This window comes from Alloalcanivorax gelatiniphagus (genome assembly GCF_005938655.1).
Classification (GTDB): domain Bacteria; phylum Pseudomonadota; class Gammaproteobacteria; order Pseudomonadales; family Alcanivoracaceae; genus Alloalcanivorax; species Alloalcanivorax gelatiniphagus.
In genome coordinates this window covers 221547-247629 of record NZ_VCQT01000027.1, presented here as the reverse complement: position 1 = coordinate 247629, position 26083 = coordinate 221547, and the positions used below count along the sequence as shown (strand labels likewise).

At 67.1% G+C, this 26083-nt stretch carries 24 protein-coding genes; 7 read left to right on the top strand and 17 right to left on the bottom strand.

The annotated features are described in order from the left end of the window. Window positions 1-17 precede the first annotated feature (17 nt). From FGS76_RS08895 to arsC, 8 genes are all read right to left on the bottom strand, one after another. Window positions 18-1001 carry an AAA family ATPase gene (locus FGS76_RS08895; protein ID WP_205717227.1) on the bottom strand — a complete coding sequence of 328 codons (984 nt, stop codon included), beginning with the start codon at window positions 999-1001 and terminating at the stop codon, window positions 18-20. Further along, window positions 998-2242 carry a DUF4350 domain-containing protein gene (locus FGS76_RS08890; protein WP_170214438.1) on the bottom strand — a complete coding sequence of 415 codons (1245 nt, stop codon included), beginning with the start codon at window positions 2240-2242 and terminating at the stop codon, window positions 998-1000. The genes FGS76_RS08895 and FGS76_RS08890 overlap by 4 nt, the downstream gene beginning before the upstream one ends. Next, a complete protein-coding gene (locus tag FGS76_RS08885) occupies window positions 2239-3819 on the bottom strand; it encodes a DUF4129 domain-containing protein (protein WP_138772273.1) in 1581 nt (526 codons plus the stop codon). The genes FGS76_RS08890 and FGS76_RS08885 overlap by 4 nt, the downstream gene beginning before the upstream one ends. Then, complete coding sequence (locus FGS76_RS08880; protein ID WP_138772272.1) at window positions 3806-4813, bottom strand: stage II sporulation protein M; 1008 nt, start codon at window positions 4811-4813, stop codon at window positions 3806-3808. The genes FGS76_RS08885 and FGS76_RS08880 overlap by 14 nt, the downstream gene beginning before the upstream one ends. Further along, window positions 4810-5538, bottom strand: coding sequence for an RDD family protein (locus FGS76_RS08875; RefSeq protein WP_138772271.1), 729 nt, complete (start codon window positions 5536-5538; stop codon window positions 4810-4812). The genes FGS76_RS08880 and FGS76_RS08875 overlap by 4 nt, the downstream gene beginning before the upstream one ends. After that, complete coding sequence (locus tag FGS76_RS08870; protein WP_138772270.1) at window positions 5528-5869, bottom strand: DUF2069 domain-containing protein; 342 nt, start codon at window positions 5867-5869, stop codon at window positions 5528-5530. The genes FGS76_RS08875 and FGS76_RS08870 overlap by 11 nt, the downstream gene beginning before the upstream one ends. A 98-nt stretch (window positions 5870-5967) precedes the next feature. Further along, window positions 5968-6570, bottom strand: coding sequence for an NAD(P)H:quinone oxidoreductase (gene wrbA, locus FGS76_RS08865; protein ID WP_138772269.1), 603 nt, complete (start codon window positions 6568-6570; stop codon window positions 5968-5970). A 21-nt stretch (window positions 6571-6591) separates the two neighbouring features. Continuing rightward, window positions 6592-6957 (bottom strand): arsenate reductase (glutaredoxin), encoded by a 366-nt coding sequence (gene arsC, locus FGS76_RS08860; protein WP_138772268.1) that lies wholly within the window; start codon window positions 6955-6957, stop codon window positions 6592-6594. Between the two features lie 156 nt (window positions 6958-7113). Between arsC and FGS76_RS08855 the strand changes: the two genes are divergently transcribed. Genes FGS76_RS08855 through FGS76_RS08845 form a run of 3 tightly spaced genes read left to right on the top strand, consistent with a single transcriptional unit; the run spans window position 7114 to window position 9570 of the window. Beyond that, a complete protein-coding gene (locus FGS76_RS08855) occupies window positions 7114-8418 on the top strand; it encodes a YihY family inner membrane protein (protein WP_138772267.1) in 1305 nt (434 codons plus the stop codon). Continuing rightward, the gene (locus FGS76_RS08850) at window positions 8411-8695 is read left to right on the top strand and encodes an acylphosphatase (protein WP_205717226.1); all 285 of its coding nucleotides are present in this window, start codon (window positions 8411-8413) and stop codon (window positions 8693-8695) included. The genes FGS76_RS08855 and FGS76_RS08850 overlap by 8 nt, the downstream gene beginning before the upstream one ends. Further along, entirely contained in the window at window positions 8692-9570 is an 879-nt protein-coding gene (locus tag FGS76_RS08845) for an alpha/beta fold hydrolase (RefSeq protein WP_138772265.1), read from the top strand. Before FGS76_RS08850 ends, FGS76_RS08845 begins: the two co-directional genes overlap by 4 nt. A gap of 507 nt (window positions 9571-10077) precedes the next feature. Here FGS76_RS08845 and FGS76_RS08840 read toward each other — a convergent pair. Beyond that, on the bottom strand, window positions 10078-11403 hold the full coding sequence (locus FGS76_RS08840; RefSeq protein WP_138772264.1) for an APC family permease: 1326 nt from the start codon (window positions 11401-11403) through the stop codon (window positions 10078-10080). 129 nt (window positions 11404-11532) lie between these two features. Next, window positions 11533-12915, bottom strand: coding sequence for a GlyGly-CTERM sorting domain-containing protein (locus FGS76_RS08835; RefSeq protein ID WP_138772263.1), 1383 nt, complete (start codon window positions 12913-12915; stop codon window positions 11533-11535). Between the two features lie 209 nt (window positions 12916-13124). Between FGS76_RS08835 and FGS76_RS08830 the strand changes: the two genes are divergently transcribed. After that, window positions 13125-14630: a fumarate hydratase gene (locus tag FGS76_RS08830; protein ID WP_138772262.1), complete on the top strand. Its 1506-nt coding sequence runs from the start codon at window positions 13125-13127 to the stop codon at window positions 14628-14630. 189 nt (window positions 14631-14819) lie between these two features. Next, the gene (locus tag FGS76_RS08825; RefSeq protein ID WP_138772261.1) at window positions 14820-15641 is read left to right on the top strand and encodes a hypothetical protein; all 822 of its coding nucleotides are present in this window, start codon (window positions 14820-14822) and stop codon (window positions 15639-15641) included. Between the two features lie 552 nt (window positions 15642-16193). Here FGS76_RS08825 and FGS76_RS08820 read toward each other — a convergent pair. The 7 genes from FGS76_RS08820 to FGS76_RS08790 all read right to left on the bottom strand — a co-directional run bounded on the left by FGS76_RS08820 (window position 16194) and on the right by FGS76_RS08790 (window position 23577). Next, window positions 16194-17186: an alpha/beta hydrolase gene (locus FGS76_RS08820; RefSeq protein ID WP_138772260.1), complete on the bottom strand. Its 993-nt coding sequence runs from the start codon at window positions 17184-17186 to the stop codon at window positions 16194-16196. After that, entirely contained in the window at window positions 17180-17554 is a 375-nt protein-coding gene (locus FGS76_RS08815; protein ID WP_138772259.1) for a hotdog family protein, read from the bottom strand. Before FGS76_RS08815 ends, FGS76_RS08820 begins: the two co-directional genes overlap by 7 nt. Beyond that, window positions 17551-17982 (bottom strand): MaoC/PaaZ C-terminal domain-containing protein, encoded by a 432-nt coding sequence (locus FGS76_RS08810; RefSeq protein ID WP_138772258.1) that lies wholly within the window; start codon window positions 17980-17982, stop codon window positions 17551-17553. Before FGS76_RS08810 ends, FGS76_RS08815 begins: the two co-directional genes overlap by 4 nt. Beyond that, window positions 17972-19489 (bottom strand): acyl-CoA synthetase, encoded by a 1518-nt coding sequence (locus tag FGS76_RS08805; protein ID WP_138772257.1) that lies wholly within the window; start codon window positions 19487-19489, stop codon window positions 17972-17974. The genes FGS76_RS08810 and FGS76_RS08805 overlap by 11 nt, the downstream gene beginning before the upstream one ends. A 105-nt stretch (window positions 19490-19594) precedes the next feature. Continuing rightward, window positions 19595-22066 carry an NHL repeat-containing protein gene (locus tag FGS76_RS08800; protein ID WP_138772256.1) on the bottom strand — a complete coding sequence of 824 codons (2472 nt, stop codon included), beginning with the start codon at window positions 22064-22066 and terminating at the stop codon, window positions 19595-19597. A 99-nt stretch (window positions 22067-22165) separates the two neighbouring features. After that, complete coding sequence (locus FGS76_RS08795; protein ID WP_138772255.1) at window positions 22166-22921, bottom strand: enoyl-CoA hydratase/isomerase family protein; 756 nt, start codon at window positions 22919-22921, stop codon at window positions 22166-22168. Beyond that, window positions 22918-23577, bottom strand: coding sequence for a TetR/AcrR family transcriptional regulator (locus FGS76_RS08790; protein WP_138772254.1), 660 nt, complete (start codon window positions 23575-23577; stop codon window positions 22918-22920). The genes FGS76_RS08795 and FGS76_RS08790 overlap by 4 nt, the downstream gene beginning before the upstream one ends. 324 nt (window positions 23578-23901) lie before the next feature. Here FGS76_RS08790 and FGS76_RS08785 point away from each other — a divergent pair, with 324 nt between their 5' ends. Then, window positions 23902-25122: a substrate-binding domain-containing protein gene (locus tag FGS76_RS08785; protein WP_138772253.1), complete on the top strand. Its 1221-nt coding sequence runs from the start codon at window positions 23902-23904 to the stop codon at window positions 25120-25122. A gap of 160 nt (window positions 25123-25282) precedes the next feature. Next, window positions 25283-26083, top strand: coding sequence for an ABC transporter ATP-binding protein (locus FGS76_RS08780; protein ID WP_138772252.1), 801 nt, complete (start codon window positions 25283-25285; stop codon window positions 26081-26083).

Sequence of the window (26083 nt, the reverse complement as noted above, 5' to 3'; positions counted from 1 at the left end):
GATCGGCGGGGCGGCGATCATTGGCGCGGCGCCTCCACCTGCTCAAGCAGCTGTTCGAGCACCGTTTCCACGGTCTGGCCTTCGATGTCCGCGTCCACGCCCAGGCGCAGGCGGTGGCGCAGTACCGGTGCCGCCACCTGTTTCACGTCGTCGGGAATCACGTAATCGCGGCCGGCCAGCAGGGCCTGGGTCTTGGCGGTGCGCGCCAGGGCGATGCTGGCCCGCGGGCCGCCGCCCTGCACCAGGCTGGGGTGGTCGCGGGTGGCGCGTACCAGCCGCAGGATGTAGTCCACCAGGGCGCGGTCGATGATCACCGCGTCCGCCTGCCGGCCCAGGGCCAGGATCGCCTCGGCGTTGGCCTCCGGGGTCAGTTGGGCGGCGTCCAGGCTGTCCGGCAAGCGGCCGTCCAGCACCATTTCCACCATCCGTGTTTCGTCTTCCTGGCTCGGGTAATCGATCAGAATCTTGAACAGGAAGCGGTCCAGCTCCGCCTCCGGCAGCGGGTAGGTGCCTTCCTGATCCAGCGGGTTCTGGGTGGCCAGCACCACGAACGGTGGCTCCAGGGAGAAGGTTTCGCCCTCGATGGTGATGCGCCGTTCCTGCATCACTTCCAGCAGCGCCGCCTGGGTCTTGGCCGGCGCCCGGTTGATCTCGTCGGCGAGCAGCAGGTTGGTGAAGGCCGGGCCCTTGCGCACCCGGAAGTCGCCGGTCTGGCTGTCGAACAGCACATGGCCGGTGACGTCCGAGGGCATCAGGTCCGGGGTGAACTGGATACGCTGGAAATCCAGCTCCAGCACCCGCGCCAGGCTGCGTGCCAGCAGCGTCTTGCCAAGACCGGGCACCCCTTCGATCAGCACATGGCCGCCGGTGATCAGGGCGATCATCACCTGGCGGGTGATCGCCGGCTGGCCGATCAGTACCTGGTTGAGTTGCGCTTCGATGCGGCCGGCCAGGGCGGTGGCCTGGTCCGGAGTCATGTCACCCTGCGGGTCGCTGGTCATAGTCGGCTCCTGATCTGTTGCAGTACGGCCACCCGGCGAATCCAGCGGGGGCGGTCTCCCGGCGAGGCATCCAGGGCCTCGCGCAGGTCGTTTTCGGGCAGCGCCAGCCGTTCGGCGGCCAGCGCCAGGGCCTGGTCCGGGTCCGGATGCAGTAGCGCCAGGCGCCGCCGGGCGGCGTCACGCAGGGGCGCCAGCAGGGTCTCGCCCTGGCCGGTGCGCCAGTAAAAATGGCCCAGGGCGCGCAGGTGCCCCAGGTAGTCGGTGGTGTCCCGCGCCGCCGGCCGCCACAGCGGGCCCGGGCGCGGCAGGCGCCGCCACAGCCACAGCACCAGCGCCAGAACCAGCGCCAGAATCGGCGGCCAGGCATGCTCCCAGAGCCACAGCGGCAGGGGCGGCATGTCGATGCCCTGCACGAACCACACCGGCCCGGCGCCGGCGGTGAGGAGCGACAGCAGCCAGGCGTGATCGAAATAATGCAGGTGATCGTTGTCCCAGAAGCTCAGGCCCGCCACGGCGGTGACCTGGCCCCGGCCCAGGGCCACCTGCACCAGCTTGAGCCCCTGGTCGTTGCCGGCCAGGGCCGTTTGCCACAGTCCGTCGCCGCCCTGGTAGCGGAGCACCAGTTGGTTGTCGATAAGCAGCCGGCGGGGCGTGCCATCGAAATCCCGGGTCAGCGCCGGCGCTGCCTGGGACGGGGCCTGGCAGGCCAGTCGCTCGCACTGGCGCTGGCTGTCCTCGTCGTCCTCGTTGCCCAGGCAGTACTCCAGGAACAGGCTTTCCATGGGCTGGAAGCGGCCCAGCAGTTCCGCCATGGGGTCGTCGTCCAGGTCCTCGGCGGGCAGCCGGCGGGCGCTGATGCCCACCTGTTCCAGCAGCGGATCGGCCCGTTCCCGGTCCTCGTCCTGGTCGCCGTACACCGGCCGGGCGGCCACCACCAGATGGCCGCCCTCGGCCACCCAGGCCAGCAACTGGTCGATGCGGTCGCGGCCCAGGTCGCCCCGGTAGGGGTCCATGACCAGGGTGGTGTCCGGCGCCGGCAGGGGGAACAGGGCGCGGGTGCTGAACACCCGGCGGGTGTCGTGGTGCCAGTCTTCCAGCAGGGTCCGCGCCGCCAGATAGGGGTCCCGGGCGGCGGCTTCCGGATAGGCCGGCGCCATGTAGCGCACCGGTTCGGTGGCCCAGTAGTAGCCGCCCACCAGCAGCGCCACGAAAAGCAGGAACAGCACCGTCCAACGCTTCATGACGCCCCTCCGGCCAGCGCCGGGCGCAGCGCCCGCCATTGCGCCATCAGCTCGCGCACGGTGTGCTGATCACTGGGGCGGTGGGCCCAGGCGGTGCGGGTCCAGGCGTTGATCAGGGTGGTCAGCCAGGGGATCACCGGCGCATCACCAAGCTCGCTCCGGTAGGCGCGCAGGCAATCCTGTTCGGTGGCGCCGGCGGTGAGTGGCAGCGGCCGGTACTGAAACAGGGTTACCAGACCATCGCGCAGCAGCAGGGCCAGGGCGGCGCGCACGTCGCCCCGGTCCAGTTCCTGTTCCAGGGCCAGGGCCAGATCCGCGGGCAGGCTTTCCGCGCGGGTATCCAGGCCCGCCACCCGCACCGGCATCACCGGCTTGCCGTCCGGCTGGCGGCCGCCCAGGCCGGGCAGATAGCGGCGCACCATCAGCACGATCACCAGCAGCAACAGCGCCAGCAGCAGGTAGCCCAGGCCGGTGATCAGCGCGTCCGGCACCGCCAGCGGATCACGGTCGTCGGCGTCCGCTTCCTGGTCCAGCAGCCGGCGCAGCAGATCCTCCCACCAGTTGTCCGGGTCGTCGTCGTCGCGCAGGGATTCGCGCAGACGCCGGTCCTGGCGTTCCTCGAACGGCATGAAGGTGTCCGAGGCGAGCAGTTCGATGGCTTGTTGTTTGGGGGTGGGGTGGTCGGTGGTGTCGTTATCGCGACTGAAGTCGCTCCTACCGTGCTCCTGTAGGAGCGACTTTAGTCGCGATTCGGCCGGCGCTTGCGCTTCGACCTGGTGCGGCGCGGCACCAAACAGCGCCAACAGCACCAGCAGGGCGGCGCCACCTTGCCCGGCGCGCCGGCGCCGTTTGCCGATGCGGGTCAGCCCCAATTGCAGGTCCCAGCCTTCCAGCCAGGTGCGCTGATTGAGGTAAAGGGCGAAGGAGGTGGCCACATAGAGCGGCTCGGTGACCATCAGCACCAGGTACCAGGCCAGATTGACGAAGCCCCATTGCAGGTGGCCCTGTTCCTGGAACCAGACACTCCATTCCATATTGAACTGCCAGGGCACCAGGGTCATGGCCAGCACCACCAGGGCCACGGTCATGGCGTGTTCCAGACCGAGCACGGTGAAGGTGAGGGTGCCGGCGCGCTGGCCCGGCGGGCGCAGCAGCACTCCGATGCGCCCGGATACGCGCTCGCCCCGGCTGCCCTCCAGCTGCCAGACGCCGGTGAGAAAGCCCCGGGACGGGCTGAACCGCCGCCAGGTCAGTTGCGCCGCCAGGCCGTTGAGCCCGTAGCGCGGAAACTGGCGCAGCAGGGTCAGCGGGCTCGGGTAATCGCCGAACAGGGCGCGGCCATAGAAGGCCAGCAGCGGCCGCTCCCACAGCGGCTTGAGCCACCAGAACACCAGCAGCGGCCAGACACTGCGGGTGGCGGCGGCGTAGCCGGCCAGGGCCGCGAACGGCAGCGCGGTGAACACCAGCCACACCAGCGAGGCCTGCCGCCACCAGCGCCGGTACAGGCGGGTACCCACGTCCACCGCCTGCCAGCTGGAGCGGGGCGCCAGCCGGGCGTTGATTTTATTCAGATCCACGGCGGCCCCCCTTGGCGGTGGTCGCGGTGACGGCGGCGCGTGGGGCGCGGCCGGCCAGAAACAGGTAGAGCAGCACCAGGGCCCAGCAGATCGCGCCCACGGTGTACTTGATCTTCGGGTCCAGTTCCCGGGACGACCAGAACGCCTCGATAAAGGCGGCGGTGACCAGCAGGAAGAACACCCCGTACATCACCGGCAGGCATTCCCGGGCGGCCCGGCGCATGGCGTCCACCCGGCTCCAGGAACCCGGCGCCAGCACCGCCCAGCCGAGCCGCAGCCCGGCGCCGCCGGCCAGGCAGATGGCGGTCAGCTCCGGGGCGCCGTGGGCGATCACGAAGGTAAAGAACGGCTGGGAGGCGCCCACCAGGCTCAGGTGGGCGGCGGCGGCGCCGAAGAAGCTGCCGTTGAACAGCATGGCGAGCAGGGCGCCGACGCCGAACAGCAGGCCGCCGGCGAAGGTGCGGAAGGCGATGCCCACATTGTTGTAGATGTAGTAGCCGAACATCATCACGTCGTCGGAGCGGTCGCGGGCGCCGGCGTCGCGCAGGTCCGGGTGGTACATCTCTTCCAGATCGGCCACCTGGTCCGGGCCCACCACGGTGTGCACCAGCTCCGGGTCATGCTGGATCATGCCCCACACCAGCAGTGCCGACAGCACGAACGCCAGGGTGCTGATCAGATGCCAGCGCCATTGATGGCGCACCGCCCGGGGGAAACCGGTGGCGAAAAACGCCGCCAGACGGGGCAGCAGCGGTGCCCGGTGGCGATAGAGCTGGCGGTGGGCGCGCAGCATCAGATCATTGAGATAGCCCTGCAGGGCCAGACTGTAGCCGCGTTCCCGGGCCAGCGCCAACTGGTGGCACAGGCTCTGATAGTCGGCGGCGAAATCGGCGGCGGCGTCCCCCGGCCGGCGGGTTTTTTCCAGGGTCTTGAGGGTGGCTTCCAGACGCTCCCAGAGCGGCCGGTAGCGCTGCTCGAACTGGCTCTGCCTCATGGCCGCGCTCCGGGCTGTTGCTCCTCCGGCTGGCCGTTGGCCTGGCCGGCCGGTTCACCGAGGACATGGCGCGCCACGCGGCGCAGTTTTTCCAGCGCCGCCGGCGCCGGCTGCTCGGGAAAGGCCAGCCGCGCCAGCTCCTGGCGGCGCTGTTCCGACAGCGCCGGTGCCCGCTCGCTGAAGGCCAGCAGCACCAGCTGGTCTTCCCGGTCCAGGGGCCAGTCCGGCGCCTCGGCGGCACCCGGGTCCCGGGCGCCGGCCGGGGGCGGCGCCGGCAAATGAATCACCAGGGTATCGGCGGCCAGATCACCGAGGCGCTGCTGGCGCGGTGAAATCAGCATCACCAGGAAGCCGGTCAGGTAGCAGATCGGGAACAGATCGGCGGTGCGCAGCAGGTTGCGCACCAGGCTGCCGTTGAAGGTCAGGGGCGCGCCGTTGCCGTGCACCACCGCCAGTTTCAACGCCCGTTTGCCGGGGGTGCGGCCCTGCCAGAGCATTTCGAAGAACACCGGATAGAACCATTCCAGCAGAAACATCAGCAGCAGGTAGAGGCCATAGCCGTGACCGCCCAGCAGCATCAGCGGAATCGACAGGATCAGCAGCACCAGCCCGCGCAGGGCCAGGTCGATGCCATAGGCCAGCCCCCGGGGCAGCGGCCCGGCCAGGGACAGGGACAGCCGCGCGCCTTCCGGTGTGTCGATGTGCAGCTGGTCGTCAATCCGCACGGCCGCCCCGGCGGATCAGCTGCATGGCGGCCACGAACATCACCACGGTCAGGGACACCTGGACGATGGCGAAGGTGCGTTGCGGCGGCGGGTTCAGGCACTGCACCACATAGCCGCAGAAATAGAACAGCAGCAGAAAACACAGCCAGGTGAGCGAGCGGGGATGCAGGGTGATCGGCGCCACCATCAGCAGCAGCAATGGCAGATACAACACCAGGGCCATGATCACCGAGGCGGCCACCGGCGCGTTCGGTGGGGTGAACCAGAACTGCGCGGCGATGCCGAGCAGCAATAAGAGTACGTAACAGGCCCGCAGTATAACGTTCAGCATAGTGGTCCTTAATGCTCCGCCGGATTTCCATGCGGTAGGAGCGGCTTCAGCCGCGATGTCCCGGCGCGATACGATTGCGATCGCGGCTGAAGCCGCTCCTACGGTAACGGGTGGCTTAGTTTCCTGGCGAACTCCGCCAGGCGTTTCCCCAGGGTCCGGGCAATGGCGTTTTCGTCGTCGCTGGTGGTGCTGTCGCCCCGTTCGCCGGCCACATGGCTGGCGCCGTAGGGGGTGCCGCCGCCGGTGGTGCTCATCAGCGCCGGCTCGGAGTAGGGCACGCCGGCCAGCAGCATGCCGTGGTGCAACAGCGGCAGCATCATCGACAGCAGGGTGCTTTCCTGGCCGCCGTGCAGGCTGCCGGTGGAGGTGAACACCCCCGCCGGCCGGCCGATCAGGGCACCGGACATCCACAGGTCGCCGCTCTGGTCGAGAAAATACTTGAGCGGCGCGGCCATATTGCCGAACCGGGTGGGTGAGCCCAGCGCCAGGCCGGCGCAGCCGGCCAGGTCCTGCTGGGTGGCGTAGGGGGCGCCGCTGTCCGGCACCGGCGCCGCCGTGGCTTCATGGTTGGCGGACACCGGCGCCACCGTGCGCAGCCGCGCTTCCAGGCCGCCGGCTTCCACGCCCCGGGCCACCTGCCGGGCCAGATTGGCCACCGAGCCGGTGCGGCTGTAGTAGAGCACGAGAATATAATCGCTCATGGCGTTTGGTCCGTCGCGGCTTCAGCCGCGATCCTCCCCGATCAATGCCTGGACGTTTTCCGGCGGGCGCCCCAGCACCGCGCGGTTGCCCTTGACCACCACCGGACGTTCCAGCAATTTCGGATAACGCGCCATGGCCTGGATCACCTTTTCGTCATCGGCGTCCGGGGTCAGACCCGCTTCCCGGTATTCCGCCTCCTTCTCGCGCACCAGCTGGTGGGCGCTGGAGAGACCCAGCTTGCGCACCAGGTCGCGCAGGGTGTCGGCGTCCGGCGGCGTGTCCAGATACTTGATGACGCGCGGTTCGATACCGGCCTCTTCCAGCAGGGCCAGTGTCTGGCGGGATTTGGAGCAACGCGGATTATGGTAGATGGTGTACTGTGCCATGGATCGGGATCGTTGTTTGCCAGGATGCAGGGCATTGTACGGCACCGACCGCCCCCGGCAAGGCGTGGGATAATTTGTAGCGACGGCGTTGGCACCCTGGCGCCGGATCGGGGCGCAAGCCGCCGCGATCGGATCAACCGATAGTTAAGGAAACCCGTGAGCGAGAAAAGTAACGCCAATTCGGACGATACCCCCCTGATTCCATTCCGTGCCCGGCTGGAATCGATCTGGGCGTTTCTGAAATTGCTGCGCCGCCAGTTCGTCGAGGACGGTTGCCCGTCGGCGGCGGCGGCGCTGACCTATACCACGCTGTTCGCCATCGTGCCGATCATGACGGTGATGTTCGCGGTGATCGCCTCGATCCCGGCCCTCAACGAACGGGGCATGGTGATCCAGAAATGGGCGTTCGAGTATTTCGTGCCGTCCGCCGGCAATCAGATCCTCGGCTACCTGGCCACCTTTACCCAGCAGGCCACCAACCTCACCGGCCCCGGCGTGGTGATGCTGGTGGTCACCTCGGTGCTGATGCTGCGCACCATCGAGCAGGCCCTCAACCGGATCTGGCGGTTGCCCCACGCGCGCAAGGGCATGGTCAGCATGATGACCTACTGGGCGGTGCTGTCCCTGGGGCCGCTGCTGCTGGGGGCGGGCATGGGCATTTCCTCCTACCTGACCTCGGTGTCGCTGATCAGCGATACGGTGGCCTACTTCGGCGGCATACGCGCCTGGCTGTCGGTGCTGCCGTTCTTCTTTACCTTCGCCATGCTGGCGTTGCTTTATATCGTGGTGCCGAACACCTCGGTGCCGATCCGGCAGGGGCTGTTGGGGGCGGCGGTGGCGGCGCTGCTGTTCGAACTGGCCAAGGCGGCGTTCGCCCAGTTCATCAAACACGCCCCCAATTACCAGGTGGTGTACGGCGCCTTCGCGGCGGTACCGTTGTTCCTGCTATGGATTTATATTTCCTGGATCCTGGTGCTGCTCGGCGCCGAGCTGGTGCGCACCCTGGTGGTGTTCCAGGAGCACCGGCGCAAGGTGCCGCGTACCCAGGCATTGCTGCGTCTGCTGCGGGTGTTCTGGGATCGCCAGCGCCACGGCCGGGTGTTGCGCAGCAACGAGGTGCGCCAGGTGATGCACGACTCCGGTGTGACCCACTGGGATGAGTTCCGCAACCTGCTGCAGGATTGCAAGCTGATCAAGCGCACCGAGGAGGGCGGCTATGTGCTGACCCGGGACCTGCGGCGGCTGACCCTGGCGCAGCTGCTGGCCATGGTGCCCTGGCCGGCGGAACAGCAATTGCGCGTCAACGCCCATGGCAAGGAGCCCTGGGAGGCGGCGCTGAAACAACGCTGCGACGAAGCGCGGCGGGGCCTGCACCGGCCACTGGAGTTTGATCTGGAAGCCCTGTTCGAGAACCGGGTGGAAGAGACCCCAACCAACGATGGCGAAACACAACATGAATAATAATTCCGTGATTGCCCGGCAGGTGACCGTCCGGGGGCGGGTGCAGGGCGTTTTTTACCGCGCCAGTACCCAGCAGCAGGCCCGCCGTCTGGGCGTGGCCGGTTGGGTGCGCAATCTGCCGGACGGCCGGGTGGAAGCCTGGCTGCAAGGGTCCGAGGAGGCGGTGGACGCGCTGATGGCGTGGATGCGCGAAGGGCCGGAACAGGCCGAGGTCACCGGCCTGTGCACCCATGACATGCCCCCCCGGGAACTGAGCGATTTCGAGGTCGATCCATGAAAGAGGTGGAACTGGTCAACGGACACCTGCGCTTTCCGGCGCTGCTCACCGGCGACGGCGAGCCGGTGATTCTGCTGCACGGTTTTCCGGACACCCACGAGAACTGGGCGGTGCAGATGAAGCTGCTGGCGGACGCCGGCTACACCTGCGTGGCCCCGGCGTTGCGCGGCTACGCGCCGTCCTGCCAGCCGGGCAGCGGCGATTATTCCCTGCACGCGGCGGTGGACGACCTGCTGGTGTTCGCCAACCAGCTGGGCGGCCGGGTGCACCTGATCGGCCACGACTGGGGCGCCGCCGTGGGCTACCTGGCCTGCGCGCGCTACCCGGAATCCTTCTGCACCTTCAGTGCCCTGGCGATCCCGCCGCTCAAGCGACTGCCCAAGGCTCTGCTCAAGGTGCCGGAGCAGATCAAACTGAGTGGCTACATGCAGTTCTTCCAGCTGCCGGTGGCCCCGGAGGCCTGGCTCAAGCGGGACAACCTGAGCGGCGTGGACTCGCTCTGGCACCGCTGGTCGCCGGACTGGGACCCGGGGCTTTACCTGGACAATGCCCGGCACACCCTGGGCGAGCCCGGCGTGCTGGGCGCCGCCCTCGGCTGGTACCGTCATCTGATCCGGCTGTGGCGCAAGGAACAGCGCCAGGTGCAGGAGTGGCTGGCCCTGGACGTGCGGGTGCCGACGCAGGTGCTGATGGGCGAGAACGACGGCTGCATGAGCCCGAAACTGCTGGATCACTGCATTAACAACGACGACTTCCCCGCCGGCCTGTACGTGGAGCGTCTGGAGGACGCCGGTCATTTCCTGCACCTGGAACGCCCGGAGGCGGTGGCCGAGCTGCTGATCGCCCACCTCAAGCGCGGTGAGTGTCTGGTCTGATCGCGGCTGAAGCCGCTCCTACAACAAGGCACCCGTAGGAGCGACTTCAGTCGCGATCACCGACAACGCCAACATCATCGCGGCTAAAGCCGCTCCTACAACAGGGCGACTGTAGGAGCGACTTCAGTCGCGATCACCGACAACGCCAACGTCATCGCGGCTGAAGCCGCTCCTACACCAAGGCGACTGTAGGAGCGACTTCAGTCGCGATTATCGGCAACGCCAACATCATCGCGGCTAAAGCCGCTCCTACGACAAGGCACCCGTAGGAGCGACTTCAGTCGCGATCAGCGACAACGCCAACGTCATCGCGGCTAAAGCCGCTCCTACAACAGGCACCCGTAGGAGCGACTTCAGTCGCGATCACCGACAACGCCAACGTCATCGCGGCTGAAGCCGCTCCTACACCAAGGCGCCCGTAGGAGCGACTTCAGTCGCGATCACCGGCAACGCCAACGTCATCGCGGCTGAAGCCGCTCCTACAAAAAGGCACCTGTAGGAGCGACTTCAGTCGCGATAGCTTCGCCGCCCACGCCGGGCCACCAGCAACGCCTCCAGCACCGCCGCCGCCAGATAGAACCCGCCCAGCCAGGCTAGGCCCTGCGGGTCGTTCCGCCCGGTGTGCACCAGCAGGATCACCAGGCTGACCGCCGCCAGCAGGGCCCCGGCCAGGGGCAGCCAGCGGTTCAGGCCGATGCGCCGGTGCTGTTTGAGCGCCGCCAGGTTCACCGCCGTGAAAATAATCAGGAAGGTGGCGCTGGCGAAGGTGGAGATCACCGCCAGGGGGGCGCCCAGGGTGAACAGCATGGCCAGGCCGGTAAGCACCAGCAGCGACACCCAGGGCACCGGCCGGGTCCGTTCGCGCAGGGAGAACACCGGCGGCAGGGCGTGCTCCCGGGCCATCACCATGGCCAGCCGGGCGGCGCCGAACAGGGTGGCGTTGATCGCCGAGGCGGTGGACAGCAGCGCCGCCAGACCGATCAGCACGAAGCCGGTCTGTCCCAGGGTGGGGCGCGCCGCCACCGCCAGTACGTATTCCTGGTCTTGCTGAATTTGCGCGGCGGAGAGATTGCCCTGGGCCACCAGGGCCACCACCACGTACAGGACGGTGGTGATCAGGATGGCGATTACCAGGGCCCGTTTCAGATTGCGCTCCGGGTCGCGCATTTCGTCCACCGCGTTGGGGATCAGCTCGAAGCCTTCGTAGGCCACGAAGATCAGCGCCATGGCCGCCAGGGGCGTGACCAGGCCACGGTCAAACACCGGCGTGAAGTGGTCCGGCTGCACGGTGGTGAAACCGACCACCGCGAACAGCGTCAGGATCGCCAGTTTGATGGCCACCACGGTCAGCTCCACGCCGCCGGACAGTTTGGCGCCGGTAAGGTTGATGCCGAGAAACAGCAGCAGCACCACGCAGGCCAGCAACGGAGCCACCGCCGCGCTGTTACTCAAGCCGGTGAGCAGGCTGGCGCCGTAGTCGCCGAAGGCGCTGGCATACAGCGCCAGGGTACCCACGTAGCCGGCCACCAGCAGCCAGCCGGCGAAGCCGGCCAGGGTGGGGGAGGCGAACGATTTTTCGATGTAGGTGAAGCTGCCGCCGTCGTCCCGGTAGGCCAGCCCCAGGTGGGCGTAGGAAAGACCGGTGAGCAGCGCGATCACGCCGCCGCCGGCCAGGGTCAGGGCCACCGCGTGGCCGGCGGTGGCGATGGCCAGGCCGAGCACCGCGAAGATGCCGCCACCGATCATGCCGCCGATGCCGATGGCGGTGACCGCCGCCAGACTGAGTTTGCCGTCGTTGCCGCCCACGCCGTTCCCCGTTGCTCTCTGTTGCATCCGCGATTCGCCAGAACAGGATTCTGACCGCTGCCGGGCGACCGTGCCAGCGCCGCGTCAGAGGCGGTTATCGTCGGCGATAGCCCCGCCCCCATCGGGCGGCGTCATGGAGCGGCGGGGCGGGTGCGACTAGCGGCGGACGCGGCGGCGCAGGCCCAGCAGGCCCAGCCCGAGCAGGGTGAGCAGGCCGGTGGCGCCGCCGTTATCGTCGTTGTCCTGCTCCGGGGCGGGCTCCGGGTCAGGGGTTTCCGGCAGGGGCTGGACCAGCGCCTTGATCTCATAGGACTCGCCGTCCTGCTGCTGGAACCACACCAGCGCCGCCACGGTGTCCGTGACCACCACCCGGGTGGCCAGGGAGTAATCGATCGTATCCTCATCGCCACTAACGATGGCTACCGGATCACCGACGGAGGCGTCGCCGTCCACGCCGGCCGCCAGACTGACCGGCGGCGCTTGCCGCAAGTCGCTCCAGGTGGTGAGCAACTGGTCACCGTACAGGGCCAGCCCCAGCGGCGGGATCGGCATCGATATTTCGGTATCGTTGGCGATCAGGAAGCCGGCGCCGGCGGTGCCGTCGGCCCGCCGGCGCTGGCTTTGAACGGAGGTTACCGGCTGGCCGCCAACGGCTTCCATTTGATGCCACACGCCCACGAAGCCGCCGTCCTCATCCGCCATCAGGGTAGGGTACACCTGACTGAGGGAGGTGCCCTCCTGGCTGCCGTCGTCCAGGCGGAAGGGGGCCTGGTCCAGGGCGGTGCCATTGATGTTGAAACGCTGCGCCTTCAGAACCAGGCCATTGTCGTAGGTACTCCAGGCCGCCAGCCAGGTGTCGCCGTGCATGGCCAGCGCCATGGGTGACACGGCGTTGCCGGCCGGGGCAAGGTTTTCGGAGTAGGCCATCGCCGAGCCGTCGGCATTGAACCGGCGGGTCTGGTACTGGAAACGCTGGCTCACATTGTCCGGGTCTTCCAGGGTCCAGCCGAGGACGAAGGCGCCGTCCTGGTTCATCGCCAGCGCCACATCGCAGTGCTGGCCGGAAGTCTCGGGGGCCCATTGCATGATGCCGGGCATGCCCTCGCTGGGGAGCAGCATAAAAGCCACGGTGTCGGTGCAATCGTTGCCGCTAACGTCCGCTTCCCAGGCCAGCACCAGATCGCCATCGCCGTCGGCGGCCATCACCGGATTGCTCAGGCTGATCGAGCTGGAGACATCGCTGAACACCGTCACCGTATCGCCGATCCGCGCGCCGTCGCTGTCGAACCGCGCCAGCTTGATGGTTTCGTTGACGTTGCCCTCGTTCCGTTCCAGCCAGGCCACCGCAAAGCGGCCGTCGGGCAGGGCGGCCACGTCGAAGTTCTGCAGGCCCTGGTCGGCGGCGGCGGTGTAGAGGGTGAGCACGCTGCCGGGCGCGGGATCGTCCACCGGTTCCGGTGCGGCGTGGGCGGGAGCGTGAAACAGGGCGGCACAGACCGCCATTGCCAACGGCGTGCGTTGGAAAGCAGTTGAAGACATCGGATTGTTCCCCCAAAAGAGTAAAAGAAGTGTCCGGGGGCTGTTTTTTCGCGATCTTCCACCGCCGATCCACAGGGCAATATAGCACCTTTTTGCACATTCACCATTCGCATATCGCCTCGGGCCGGGCAGGGCGGCCGCCGGGGTCGCCCGCTTCCCGCTGGCGACGTATAATGCGCGCCCCGAATCCCAGCAGTCAGGAGTGCCCCATGACGGTGATCCGCCAGGACGATCTGATTCAGAGCGTCGCCGATGCCCTGCAGTACATCTCTTACTACCACCCGGTGGATTTCATTCGTGGCGTCAAGGAAGCCTACGAGCGGGAAGAGAGCAAAGCGGCCAAGGACGCCATGGCGCAGATTCTGGTGAACTCCCGCATGTCCGCCATGGGCCACCGGCCGATCTGTCAGGACACCGGCATCGTGACCGTGTTCGCCAAGGTCGGTATGAACGTGACCTTTGAAGGCGACATGAGCCTGGATGACATGATCAACGAGGGCGTGCGCCGGGCCTACAACCACCCGGACAACGTGCTGCGCGCCTCGGTGCTGGCGGACCCGGACGGCAAGCGCGCCAACACCAAGGACAACACACCGGCGGTGATCAACTACTCCATCGTGCCCGGCGACACCCTGGAAATCGATGTGGCGGCCAAGGGCGGCGGCTCCGAGGCGAAATCCAAGTTCGCCATGCTCAACCCGTCCGACTCCGTGGTCGACTGGGTGCTCGAGCAGGTGCCGAAGATGGGCGCCGGCTGGTGCCCGCCCGGCATGCTCGGCATCGGCATCGGCGGCACCGCCGAGAAGGCCATGCTGCTGGCCAAGGAATCGTTGATGGACCCCATCGACATCCACGAGCTGCAGGCCCGCGGCCCGCAAACCCGTTCCGAGGAACTGCGCCTGGAACTGTTCGAGAAGGTCAACGCGCTGGGCATCGGCGCCCAGGGCCTGGGCGGTCTGACCACGGTGCTGGACGTGAAGGTGGCGGATTACCCCACCCACGCGGCCAACAAGCCGGTGGCGATCATTCCCAACTGCGCCGCCACCCGTCACGCCCACTTCGTGCTGGACGGCACCGGCCCGGCGGATCTGAAAGCGCCGGACCTGGAAGAATGGCCGGACATTGCCTGGGGCAACGACGAGGGCGCCAAGCGCGTCAACCTGGACACGGTGACCCCGGAAGAGGTGCAAACCTGGCAGCCCGGCGACACCCTGCTGCTCTCCGGCAAGCTGCTCACCGGCCGCGACGCCGCCCACAAGCGCATGGTGGACATGATCGCCAAGGGCGAGGAACTGCCGGTGGACTTCACCAACCGCTTTATCTACTACGTGGGTCCGGTGGACCCGGTGGGCGATGAAGTGGTGGGCCCGGCCGGCCCGACCACCGCCACCCGCATGGACAAGTTCACCCGCACCATGCTGGAAAAGACCGGCCTGATCGGCATGGTCGGCAAGGCCGAGCGCGGCGACACCGCCATCGAGGCGATCCGTGACAACAAGGCGGTCTACCTGATGGCCGTGGGCGGCGCCGCCTACCTGGTGTCCAAAGCGATCCGCAAATCCCGCGTGGCCGCGTTCGAGGACCTGGGCATGGAAGCCATCTACGAGTTCGAGGTGGAGGACATGCCGGTGACCGTGGCGGTGGATTCCACCGGTGAATCGGTGCACAAAACCGGCCCGGTAATCTGGAAGAAAAAAATCGCCGAATCCGCCTGACCCCGCCTTCCCCGCTCCGCCACTTCGGCGGGCGGGGAACCAAACCCGGTGCCCGTGTTCGTAGAACACCGGGGAACGTGAAGCCGGCGCGCCGGCTCCACGTCTTGTTTTTCGCCTTCCGTCGTCAAGTTGCTGTTCATGAAACGACGCTCGCCGTTTTGGCTTTTTAGCTTGGGTTTGGGAAGTCTGTTGCTGTCCGGCTGTGCTTCCCTGATGGAGTCCGGTGCCTCGTTGTTGGGCCGTGAACCGGTGCCGGCCACGGTGGCCGGTCTGCCGCTTGCCGATCTGGGCACCCTGGACATCGAGGACGGCGCCTGCGCCGAACTGGCGGAGGCCCATGCCGAGGGGCGCCGGGTCAGTGGCCGGCGGCTGCGCGAACAATGGTTGCCGGCCTGCGCCGCTCGCATCGAGCAGGCCCGGGAGGCACGCCGTTTCGATCAGGAGATGGACCGGCTGGTGGAGCAGGCCTGGCAGGCCCAGCGCGCCGCCGAACGGGAGCAGGCCCGCCAGCGGGCCGAGCGGCAGCGGGTGCGCGAGGCCATGGAAGCGGCGCGCCGTGACGCCGAGACCCGCCAGGAAGCCAACCGCAAGCAGGACAACCGGACGCGGCTGCGCGAACGGCTCGCCGACGCCCATATCCTGACCATCCTTGAGGATGTGCCCGACCAGCCCCTGGCCTTTTCCCTGGGGCAACCCTCCGAACGCAGCCTCAAGAATTTCCTCGCCTGCCTGGAAGTGGGCTACCCCAATCAGGGCTATCAGGTGGACCGCCAGGACGACACGCTCACGGTCACCGCCCTGCAGGCGGACATGCTGCGCGGCGATGTGGACATCCGCGCCCGCTTCGTCAACGTCTGGGACACCTGGATGCTGGAGTTCCTGCGGGTGGCGGAGATGACCGCCGACACCCCCCGTGACCGTTTCATGCTGGCCCAGAACCTGATGGCCGGGCCCTGCTACGGCATTGATGAACTGCTCTGGCGCGGTGACGACGAAGCCCATCGCGGCTAAAGCCGGCCCTTGTAGGAGCGACCTGTAGGAGCGACTTCAGTCGCGATCACCGACAGCGCCAACATCATCGCGGCTGAAGCCGCTCCTACAAAAGGCCCCCCGTAGGAGCGACTTCAGTCGCGATCACCGACAACGCCAACACCATCGCGGCTAAAGCCGCTCCTACAAAAGGCCCCCGTAGGAGCGACTTCAGTCGCGATCACCGGCAGCGGCAAACATCATCGCGGCTAAAGCCGCTCCTACAAAAGGCCCCCGTAGGAGCGACTTCAGTCGCGATCACCGACAACGCCAACACCATCGCGGCTAAAGCCGCTCCTACAAAAGGCCCCCGTAGGAGCGACTTCAGTCGCGATCACCGACAGCGCCAACATCATCGCGGCTAAAGCCGCTCCTACAAAAGGCCCCTGTAGGAGCGACTTCAGTCGCGATCACCGGCAGCGGCAAACATCATCGCGGCTAAAGCCGCTCCTACAAAAGGCCCCCCGTAGGAGCGACTTCAGTCGCGATCACCGGCGGCGCCAAACGCCATCGCGGCTGAAGCCGCTCCTACAATTATGGGGCTGTGGCTTGGTGGTTCAGGAATTCCCCGATTACCCGATAGCTCTCCGCGCAGGCGTCCGGCACCAGGTCCTCCAGATTCAGATAGGCATGAATCATGTCCGGGAACGGTTGATGGCGGGCGTCCACGCCGGCGGCCTGGAGCCGTTCCACATAGGCCACGCCCTCGTCACGGAGCGGGCAGAAGCCGGCGGTGAGCACCAGGGTGGCCGGTAGCCGTGGGCTCACCGGCATATGCAGCGGCGAGGCGTCCCGGCGCCGTTGCTCATCCGGCGCGCCGCCGTCCTGGAAGTAGTGATCGAAGTACCAGCGGATGCGCGCGGTTTCCAGCAGGTAGCCGCGCCCGTTCTCGGTGAGGGACGGGTGCTCCAGGGTGTAATCCAGGCTCGGGTAGATCAGCACCTGTTTGTCGATGTTCAGGTCCGCGTCGTCCTGGGCCAGGGCACTGACGGTGGCCGCCAGGGCGCCGCCGCCGGAGTCGCCCACCAGGCTCAGCCGGGGGAGCACCCGGCAGCCGCAACGCTCCAGGGCCGGCCACAGATGGCGGGCCGCCGCATGGCAGTCCCGCAGCCCCAGCGGGTAGGGGCATTCCGGCGCCAGCCGGTATTCCACCGCCACCACCAGCTGCCCGCTGGCCTCCGCCAGGCGCCGGGCGATGGGGTCGTAGACGCGGATATCGCCGGCCATATGGCCGCCGCCATGGAAGAACAGCAGCACCGGCTTTGGCCGTTCCGGCGCCGGGTCGTACAGGCGCGCCGGCACCGGGTAATCGTCGGTGGCGATCATCAGGTCGCGCACCAGCGGCAGTTCCACCGGCCGGGTCACCAGGCTGGCGGTCATCGACGCCATGCTCTCGCGCACCGTCACCGGGGTGGCTTCCAGGCCCCGGGCGGCCTGGTCGGCCACCAGCCGGTTGAGCCGTTCCAGCCAGTCGGCCAGGGCCGGGTGCGGCCGGTCGGCCTTGAAGGCAGCGGGGGGCGTCAGCATTGAAACAGCACCAGGGCCTCGCCGTCGCACAGCAGACGGCCGTCCTCGCCGACGCAGCGGGTGTGCAGATTGACCAGCGCCTTGTCGCCGCGCAGGCGGCTCACCGCCACGCTGGCGGTAAGCGCTTCGCCGGGGCGGCCCTGGTCGTGAAAGCGCATGCTCTGCTTCAGGTAGTTGGTGCCATGGCCGGGCAGTTGCTCGCCCAGCAAATAGGAGAACAGAGCGGCGATCAGCGGTTCGGGCACCGTGCCCCAGTCACCGTCGAACTCCGCCAGACGGCACCATTCCTGGATATCCTCGTCGCTGTAGCGGCGCGTGACCCGGGCCTGGTCGTCGATCTTCAGGGCATCGAAGCGGGGCTGGCTCATGGGCGTGCCTCCTGGTCCGGTCGGTGGTTCAGGCGCAGCCGGCAGCGGCCTTCCAGGCACGGCTCGCCGCTGCCGTTGCGCACCCGGGTGCGCAGTTCCAGGCGGTCGTCCGCCGGCGGCGCCAGCACCTCCAGCTGCAGGGTGATGGGCTCGCCGGCGAAGGCCGGGGCCGGGAACATCAGGTCCTGGCTTTCCAGTTCGGCGCCCGGGTAGTGGCGGGCGATCAGCCCGCGCAGCGCGGTGAACAGCAGCATGCCATGGGATACGGTGGCGCCGAAGCGGGTGCCGGCGGCGTAGTCCGGGTTCACATGGATCGGGTTGTGGTCGCCGCTGAGCGCGGCGAAGCGGTCGAAGTGGGCCTGTTCCAGCACCTGCTGGTACTCGATGGCGCCGTTGTCCCGAGGGGGCCCGTTGTCGTTAAACCGCATCACGCAGCTCCTGTTTGGTCACTTTGCCCAGGGCGTTGCGGGGCAGGGCGTCCACCCGCTGGAATGCCTTGGGTACCTTGTAGCCCGCCAGCCGCTCGCGGCAGAAGGCGCGCAGGGTGTCCTCGCCGGGGTCGTCGGCGCCGTCACGCAGGCCGTAGAAGGCCTTGCCCACTTCGCCCCATTTGTCGTCCGCCATGCCCACCACCGCCACTTCGGCCAGGGCCGGGTGCTGTTCCAGCACCTTTTCCACCTCGGCGGGGTAGACGTTTTCGCCGCCGGAAATGTACATGTCCTTCCAGCGGTCGACGATGTAGTAGCAGCCGTCCGCATCGCGCCGCGCCACGTCGCCGCTGTGCAGCCAGCCGTCGGCGCGGATCGCCTCGGCGGTGGCCTCCGGCCGGTTCCAGTAGCCCGGGGTGATGTTGGGGCCGCGAATCAGCAGTTCGCCGGCCTCGCCCTCGGGCACGTCCTGGCCGTCGCGGCCGACGATGCGCACCTCGGTGAGCAGTTGCGGGCGGCCCACGGAGCCGATCTTGTCGATCACCAGTTCCTCGTCGAGCAGGAACACGGTGGGCCCGGTTTCCGTCATGCCCATGCCGGTGCGCACACGGATGCCCTGGTCCACATAGCGTTGCGCCACCGGCAGCGACAGCGGCGCGCCGCCGCAGCCCCAGGAACGCACGCCCTTGAGACGGTCGCCGGAGAACGACGGGTGTTCCAGCAGCGCCTGATACACCGCCGGCACGCCGAAGAAGATGGTCGCCCGGTTTTCCAGCACCCGCAGGGCCTGATCCGGGTCGAAGGCCCGCGCCACCAGCACGCTGCCACCGGCCAGGAACACCGCCGAGGAATACAGATTGATGCCGGCGGTGTGGAACAGGGGCAGCACGTTGAGCAGCACGTCACGGCCGGTGAGTTCCACCGCCAGGCCGATGTTCAGATAGTTGGCCAGCATCATGCGGAAGGTCTGGATCACGCCCTTGGGTTTGCCGGTGGTGCCGGAGGTATAGAGCAGGTACCAGGGGGTGTCCGGGTCCTTGTCCGGGTGACCGCTCAGATCCGGCTGCACCGCCGCCAAATCCTCGGCGTAGTCCCGTTGGCCGGCGGCGGCGCCGTCCAGGGCCACCAGGGTCAGACCTTGATGTTGCTCCGCCAGGGTGGCGGCGGCGTCGGCGAACTCCGCGCCGAAAATCAGCGCGCCGGGTTGGCAGTCTTCCATCAGCACGGTCAGTTCCGGTACCGCCAGACGCCAGTTCAGCGGCACCAGAATCAGGCCGGCCTTGGCGCAGCCGAACAGCATGGCGAAAAACTCCGCCCGGCTGTGGCCCAGGTAGGCGAGCCGGGCGCCGTCCTTCAGGCCCCAGTGCTGGCGGGCGGCGGCGGCCAGCCGCGCGGCCCGCTCGTTGAGGGCTGCGTAGTCGTAGCGTTCGCCGCTGTCCAGGTCCTCCAGCGCCGGGCGGTCCGGCGTTACCCGTGCCCGGTGGGCAAGCAGGTCGAACATTTCCATTTTTTATTCTCCCGGTTTTGCGTTGTTCGGGGGTTCGTGGCTATCGCGACTGAAGTCGCTCCTACAGGGTGCGTTGTAGGAGCGACTTTAGTCGCGATCAGACGTTCAGGGATTCAGTTCCGACCAGTCGAACCGGGTAATACGGTTGCTGATCAGCGAAAACACATAGACGTCGTCGCCGCCCACGGCCACCTGCTCGGTGTCGAACAGGCCGCCGGGGCGGGTGCCCAGGGACCGCTGCAGCCAGTGGCCCTGGTAGGCCGGGCGGATCACGCCGGCGCCGTCCGGGCTGTAGTCGTCCGGGTTGGCCCAGGCCCGCGCCACCATGTTGAAGCCGTCGGCCACCACCAGGGCATCGCGGGCGGCGTCGTAGGCGAGGCCGGCGGGCAGGAACAGGCGGTCCGGGTCGAGATCGTCCGGGTGGTCATAGGTGCCGCCGCCCTCGCCGAGCTGGCCGATCAGGGCGCCGTTGGCCGGGTTCAGGGCCTGGATGCGCTGGTTGCGGCGGTCGGTGACATAGACCCGGTCGTCCAGGGCCAGCACGCTGCCGATCTGGTCGAAGGTGCCGGCGCTGCCCTGTTCGAAGAAGTCCGGCCCCAGGCTCCAACCGTCGCCCAGGTCGGTGCCCTTGGAGGTGTCCACGCCGCCGGCGTACCAGTTGCCGTTCAGGGTGCCGCTGCCGCTGTCGTAGTCGAAGCGCCACACATAGTTGTCGAAGCTGGTGATGTAGACGGCGTGCTCGTCGCCGCCCTGGGTAACGCTCACCGACACCGGGTAGTTGGTGTTGCTGGTGGACAGGCCGATCTCCGGCACCGACAGGCCGCCGGTGCGGTAGCTGAGATTGAACAGTTCTTCCAGATTGCCGTTGGCGTCATAGATGCGCAGGCTGGCGTCGCCGATGTAGGGCCAGGGCAGGGTGGCGTCGGCGCCCACCAGCACCGCCACGCCTTCGCCGATGTTGCTGTCGGTGAAGGTGGCGATGCCGGTGACCCCGTAGCTGATGTTGGTGCCCGGGAAGCGGCCCTGATAGTTGCCGCTGCTGTCGTACATGTTGATGCGGGTGTTGGGGGTGTCGCTGACCAGCAGACGGTTCTTGCTGCCCAACCAGGCCATGCCGCTGGCGGAGTGCAGCTGGCCGGCCAGGGTGCGCGGGTGGCCCCAGAATTCGTTGTTGGACACGGTGCCCACGCCGGCGGACACCGAGCAGCGCAGCAGGCTGGTGCCACTGGAATTGGTCCAGCATTTCTTGATGCGGTTGTTGCCGGAATCACTGACCAGGTGCACCCGGGCGTTGCTGTAGTAGTAGCCCCAGGAATAAATGTTCTCCCGGTAGAAACTGCCGTCGGCGCGGATCACCGGCACCAGATCGTTGGGCAGCTGGAAGGCTTCGTCCTCGGTGCCGGCGCTGGTGGGAGCGCGCATTTCCACCTGGTGGATACCGAGCCGGCCATACACCCAGGCGGCGGAGGCGTCGCTGCTTTTGCTGGAGCGGTAACGCACCGGGTTGCTGTCACTGGTGCTGGCCAGGTTGTTGAAACGCAGAATGCGACCGTTGTAGGTGTCCGCCACGTAGAGGTTGCCGGCCAGGTCGGTGCGCAGCCCGCGCGGTCGTTTCAGATGATCGGCGCTGCCGCCGTCGCGGAAGCGGCCGAGCATGTCGTCCAGGGTGAGCTGGCCGGTGGTGGTATCGACCCGGAAGATCTTGATGCGGTTGTTGCCGTTGTCGGCCACGTACAGATAGGTGGCGCCGTTGTCCGGCGAAGTGTAGTAGGTCATCCCTTGGGGAATGCGGAAGCCATCGCGCTTGTCCGGCTCGCCGGCGTAGTCGTCGTAATAGGTGGAGTCGCTGCCGTGGTCCTTGTCCACGCCGCGAATACGCGGGCCGGCGCCCACGTAGCGGCCGCTCACGTTCTGGTGGCCCAGGGTCTGGATCAGGGAGACCTGGTAGCCGTTGTCCGGGTCGATGCTGAACGCTTTGATGCGATGGTTGAATTCATCGGACACATAGATGAAACCCTGCGGCGTGATGGTCATGTTGCGCGGCAGGTACAGGTCCTCGCCGCCGCCGTGGCCGGGTTGGCCGATGGAGGTGACGTATTCGAAATCGCCGGCGGCGCCGGACACGGTGCGGAAAAAGTGCACCTGCTGCAGGCCCACGTCGTTCACATAGAGGCCCGCCAGGCGGTCGTCGTCCGCTTCGCTTTTCGACAGAAAGGCGATGCCCAGGGGCGCGCGGATTTGCGGTACCGAGCTGGCCGGGCTGTCGGCGGCCAGGGTGGTGTCGCCGTCGTCCAGGCGGCCGGTGAGGGCGCCGTTCAGATTCAGCACCTTGATCTCATGGTTGCCCATGTCGGCCACGTAGACGCGGGAGCCGCTGGCACCGCCGCTCAGTGAGTCGCGGTCGTAGGTCACCGTGGTGGGGGTGTTGAACTGGTAGCGCTGCTGCACCGGCTCGCCGCTGAGTTCCGCGGAGCGGTCCTCGTCGGCGAAGGTGTCGAAGGCGCCGGCGGTGAGGGGTAGCGCGGTGAAGGGCAGGGCGCCGAGTAACAGCGTGCCGGCCAGGTTTGTTATTTTCATGATGCTCTCCCGTTGGTTTTTATTCTTTGCGTGCGTTATCGCGGCTAAAGCCGCTCCTACAGGGACTCCGTAGGAGCGACTTCAGTCGCGATATGCTGCTTATCGTTTCAGGAAGGCGGCCATGCCCTGGTCCGCCTCGTCGCTTTCGATCTGCTCCAGAAAATGCCGGTGTTCCGCTTCCAGGCCGGCGGCCACCGTGGCCCGGTCCGGCCGCGTCAGCGCCAGGGTCCGGCGCACGCTGTCAGGTTTGGCGTCATGGATTTTCTCCGCCACCGCCCGGGCTTGGGCGCCGGTGTCGTCGGCGCCGGCGCGGTACTGCACCAGGCCCAGCCGGTGCGCCTCGTCCGCGTCCAGGCGGCGGTTGGTGAGCTGAATATCCATTGCCCGGGCGCGGCCGATGCGTTCCGGCATCAGCGCGGTCCAGCCGCCGTCCGGGCTGAAGCCCACCACCGTGTACCAGGGCGCGAAGCTGGCCCGGTCGCCGGCCACGGCGATGTCGCAGGCCAGCACCAGCCCCAGGGAGCCGCCGGTGACCAGGCCGTGCACCGCCACCACCGTGGGCACCGGCAGGTCGAGCAGATCCAGCAGGGTGGCGTTGAGCGTGCCCACCACTTTGTCCGCGTAGGCGCGGCGCTGCGCGCGGGGGGTGTCATGGAAGCCGGCCACGTCGCCGCCGCTGGAAAAGGAGCGGCCGGCGGCGTCCAGGATCAGCACCGCCGCATCGCTGTCGCGCACCCGCGCCAGTTGTTCGCGCACCGCGTCCAGCAGTTCCGGCACCAGGGCGTTGTGGCGTTGCGGCCGGTTCAGGGTGAGCCGCGCGATGCGGTCCTCGATATGCAGGGTCGCCGCGCTCATTGGGTTTTCTCCTTGCCGTCCAGGGCCAGGCCGTGGCGGAACAGGTCGGAGATGGTGGCGACGATCTCGTCGAACGGCACGTCCCGCTCCCACAGGGCGTAACGCAGCCCCAGGAAATTGGACATGCCCATCAGCGCCCACACCCGCACCTCGTTGTTGCCGGCGCGGATTTCACCCTTGCGGGTGGCGTCGGCGAGCATGCGCAGATAGCCGCGCCCGAACGCCTCGTAGTATTCCCGGTAAATGGACTCGTCCACGAACTGGGCTTCCTGCAGCACCCGGTACAGGGACGGGTGCTCGAACAGATACTGGAGGAAGGCGCGCAGGCCTCTTTCCTCCGCCTGCAGGCGGTCACCGACGCCGACGATCTCGGCGGCCAGATAGGCGCGCACCTGATGGCCCATGTCGCGTACCAGCTCGCGGAGAATTTCTTCCTTGCCGGCGAAGTAGGTGTAGAAGGTGCCCTGGGCGACGCCGGCGGCGCGGGTAATGTCGGTGATGCCGGCGCGGTGGTAGCCGAGGGTGCCGAAGGTGTCCTCCGCCGCCTGCAGGATGCGGGCGCGGGTGCGGGCGCCACGGGCGGTCTTGGGGGCGCCGGGGCCGGCGTCACTGGAGGTGGAGCCGGGAACGGATTTGGCGTTGGCGGTCGTGGTCATGGGAGCCCGTATTTTGTTCTTTGAAAGTTGAATCGGTATTCAACTAAATTAGGTTTGGGTGATCATTCTGTCAACTATGAAGACCTGAATAGCGTGCCTTAACGGCTTCTTGGATGCTGTGATTTATTGGCTAAAGCACTGTATTTATAGGGGTTTAGGGGCGTTTTGGTGGGGGCGGGTGGAAATATTCCACGGTCGTGGAATTTTTTTCGCCAGACTCTTGCGGAAAGGTGAATCAGTTGTCATATTGTTGGCGCACGCTTTCAAGAACAGCACAACAACAACTCACGGCCAACGGCCGGAACAAGAATAGGGAGAGATCCTATGAAGCGTCTTATTACCGCCACGGCCTTCACCCTCACGGCCCTGGCCGCCGCGCCCCTGGCGCAGGCCGCCGACTCCATCCGCATCGCCCATGTCACCGGCTTCACCGGCCCCCTGTCCGCCTATGCGGAGCAGCTTGGCGTGGGTATGAAAATGGGCTTCGAGTACGCCACCGACGGCAGCATGGAAATCGAAGGCCGCAAGATCGAGATCATCGACAAGGACACCCAGCTGGACCCGGCCCGGGCCCGCTCCCTGGTGGAGGAAGCCTACGCCGAGGACGACGCCCAGATCGTGGTGGGCCCGGTATCCTCCGGCGTGGCCCTGGCCACCCTGCCGATCGCCGAACAGTACGAACGCATCATCATGCCCGAGGGCGTGGCCGACGCCATCACCGGCGCCGACTGGAACCGCTATGTGTTCCGGGTCGGCCGCAACTCTTCCCAGGACGCGGTTTCCAACGCCGTGGCGCTGGGCGAACCCGGGGTCTGCGTGGCCACCATCGCCCAGGATTATGCCTTCGGCCGTGATGGCGTGGCCGCCTACAAGGAAGCCATGGAAGGCCAGGGCGGCAAGGTGGTGCACGAGGAATACCTGCCCACCGACGCCACCGACTTCACCGCCGCCGCCCAGCGCCTGTTCAACGCGCTCAAGGACCGGGACGGCTGTGAGCAGGGCAAGTACATCTTCGCCATCTGGGCCGGCAGCGCCAACCCGCTGAGCCGCATCCAGGACCTGCAGCCGGAACGCTTCGGCATCAAGCTGGCCACCGGCGGCAACATCCTGCCGGCGCTGGTGAGCTACTCCGAGTTTCCGGGCATGGAAGGGGCCGGCTTCTACTACTTCGAGTCGCCCAAGAACGAGATCAACGACTGGTTCGTGAAAGAGCACTTCAAGCGTTACAACGCGGCGCCGGACTTCTTCACCGCCCAGGGTTTCTCCCAGGCCATGGCGATCACCGCCGCGATCCGCAAAGCGAAAGGCTCCACCGACACCGAGGACCTGATCAAGGCGTTCGAGGGGCTGGTGTTCGAAACCCCGAAAGGCAAGATGATCATCCGCGACGAGGACCACCAGGCCCTGCAGGAGATGTACCACTTCCGCATCAAGGCCGAGGAGCGGGATGACTGGTTCGCCAACCGCACCGTCACCGCCGGTGTCCCGGAGCTGGTGCGCACCATCGCCATCGATCAGATGAACATCCCGATCCGCAATAAGTGAAGACCGTTGAAAGTTAAAAGTTAAAAGTTGAAAGCGCGGGCCGGTTCGTACCATCCGAAACGCCGTGCCCGCGCCCGGTTTTCCTTTCAACTTGCAACTTGCAACTGGTGATTTTCGCAACACCTGTTCCCATTATTCCGATAACACAAAGGGACCATCCATGGCCTCCTTGCATCCCGAAACCGCCTCCCGTCCGGTGCTGGAAACCCGCGACCTGACCATCAACTTCGGTGGGCATGTGGCGGTGAACCGGGTGTCCTGCGCGTTTCACGCGGGCACGTTGACCTCCATCGTCGGGCCCAACGGGGCGGGCAAGACCACCTGGTTCAATCTGATTTCCGGGCAGCTGGCCGCGTCCGCGGGCAGCGTGCGGTTGTTCGACGAAGACATCACCAGGCTGGGCGCCGCCGCCCGGGCCGATAAGGGCCTGGGCCGCGCGTTCCAGCTGACCAATCTGTTTCCCAATCTGACGGCGCTGGAAAACGTGCGTCTGGCGGTGGCCTCGCGCCATCGCATCGGCCATGTGTTCTGGCAGATGGCCAGCCGCCGCCGGGACCTTACCGACCGCGCCGCCGCCTATCTGGAGCAGGTCAACCTGGGCCGCCGGGCCGGCGACCTGGTGGCCAATCTGCCCCACGGCGATCAGCGCAAACTGGAAGTGGCGTTGATGCTGGCGCTGGAGCCGGAAGTGTTCATGTTCGATGAACCCACCGCCGGCATGAGCGTGGACGAAGTGCCGGTGATCCTGGATCTGATCGCCGACATCAAGAACAAGCAGAACAAAGTGATCCTGCTGGTGGAACACAAAATGGACGTGGTGCGCTCCCTGTCCGACCGCATCGTGGTGTTGCACAACGGTGAACTGGTGGCCGACGGCGAGCCCGCCGAGGTGATCGCCTCACCCATCGTCCAGGAAGCCTATCTGGGCGCCAGCGCCGATGAACCCGCCGAGGAAGCCTGA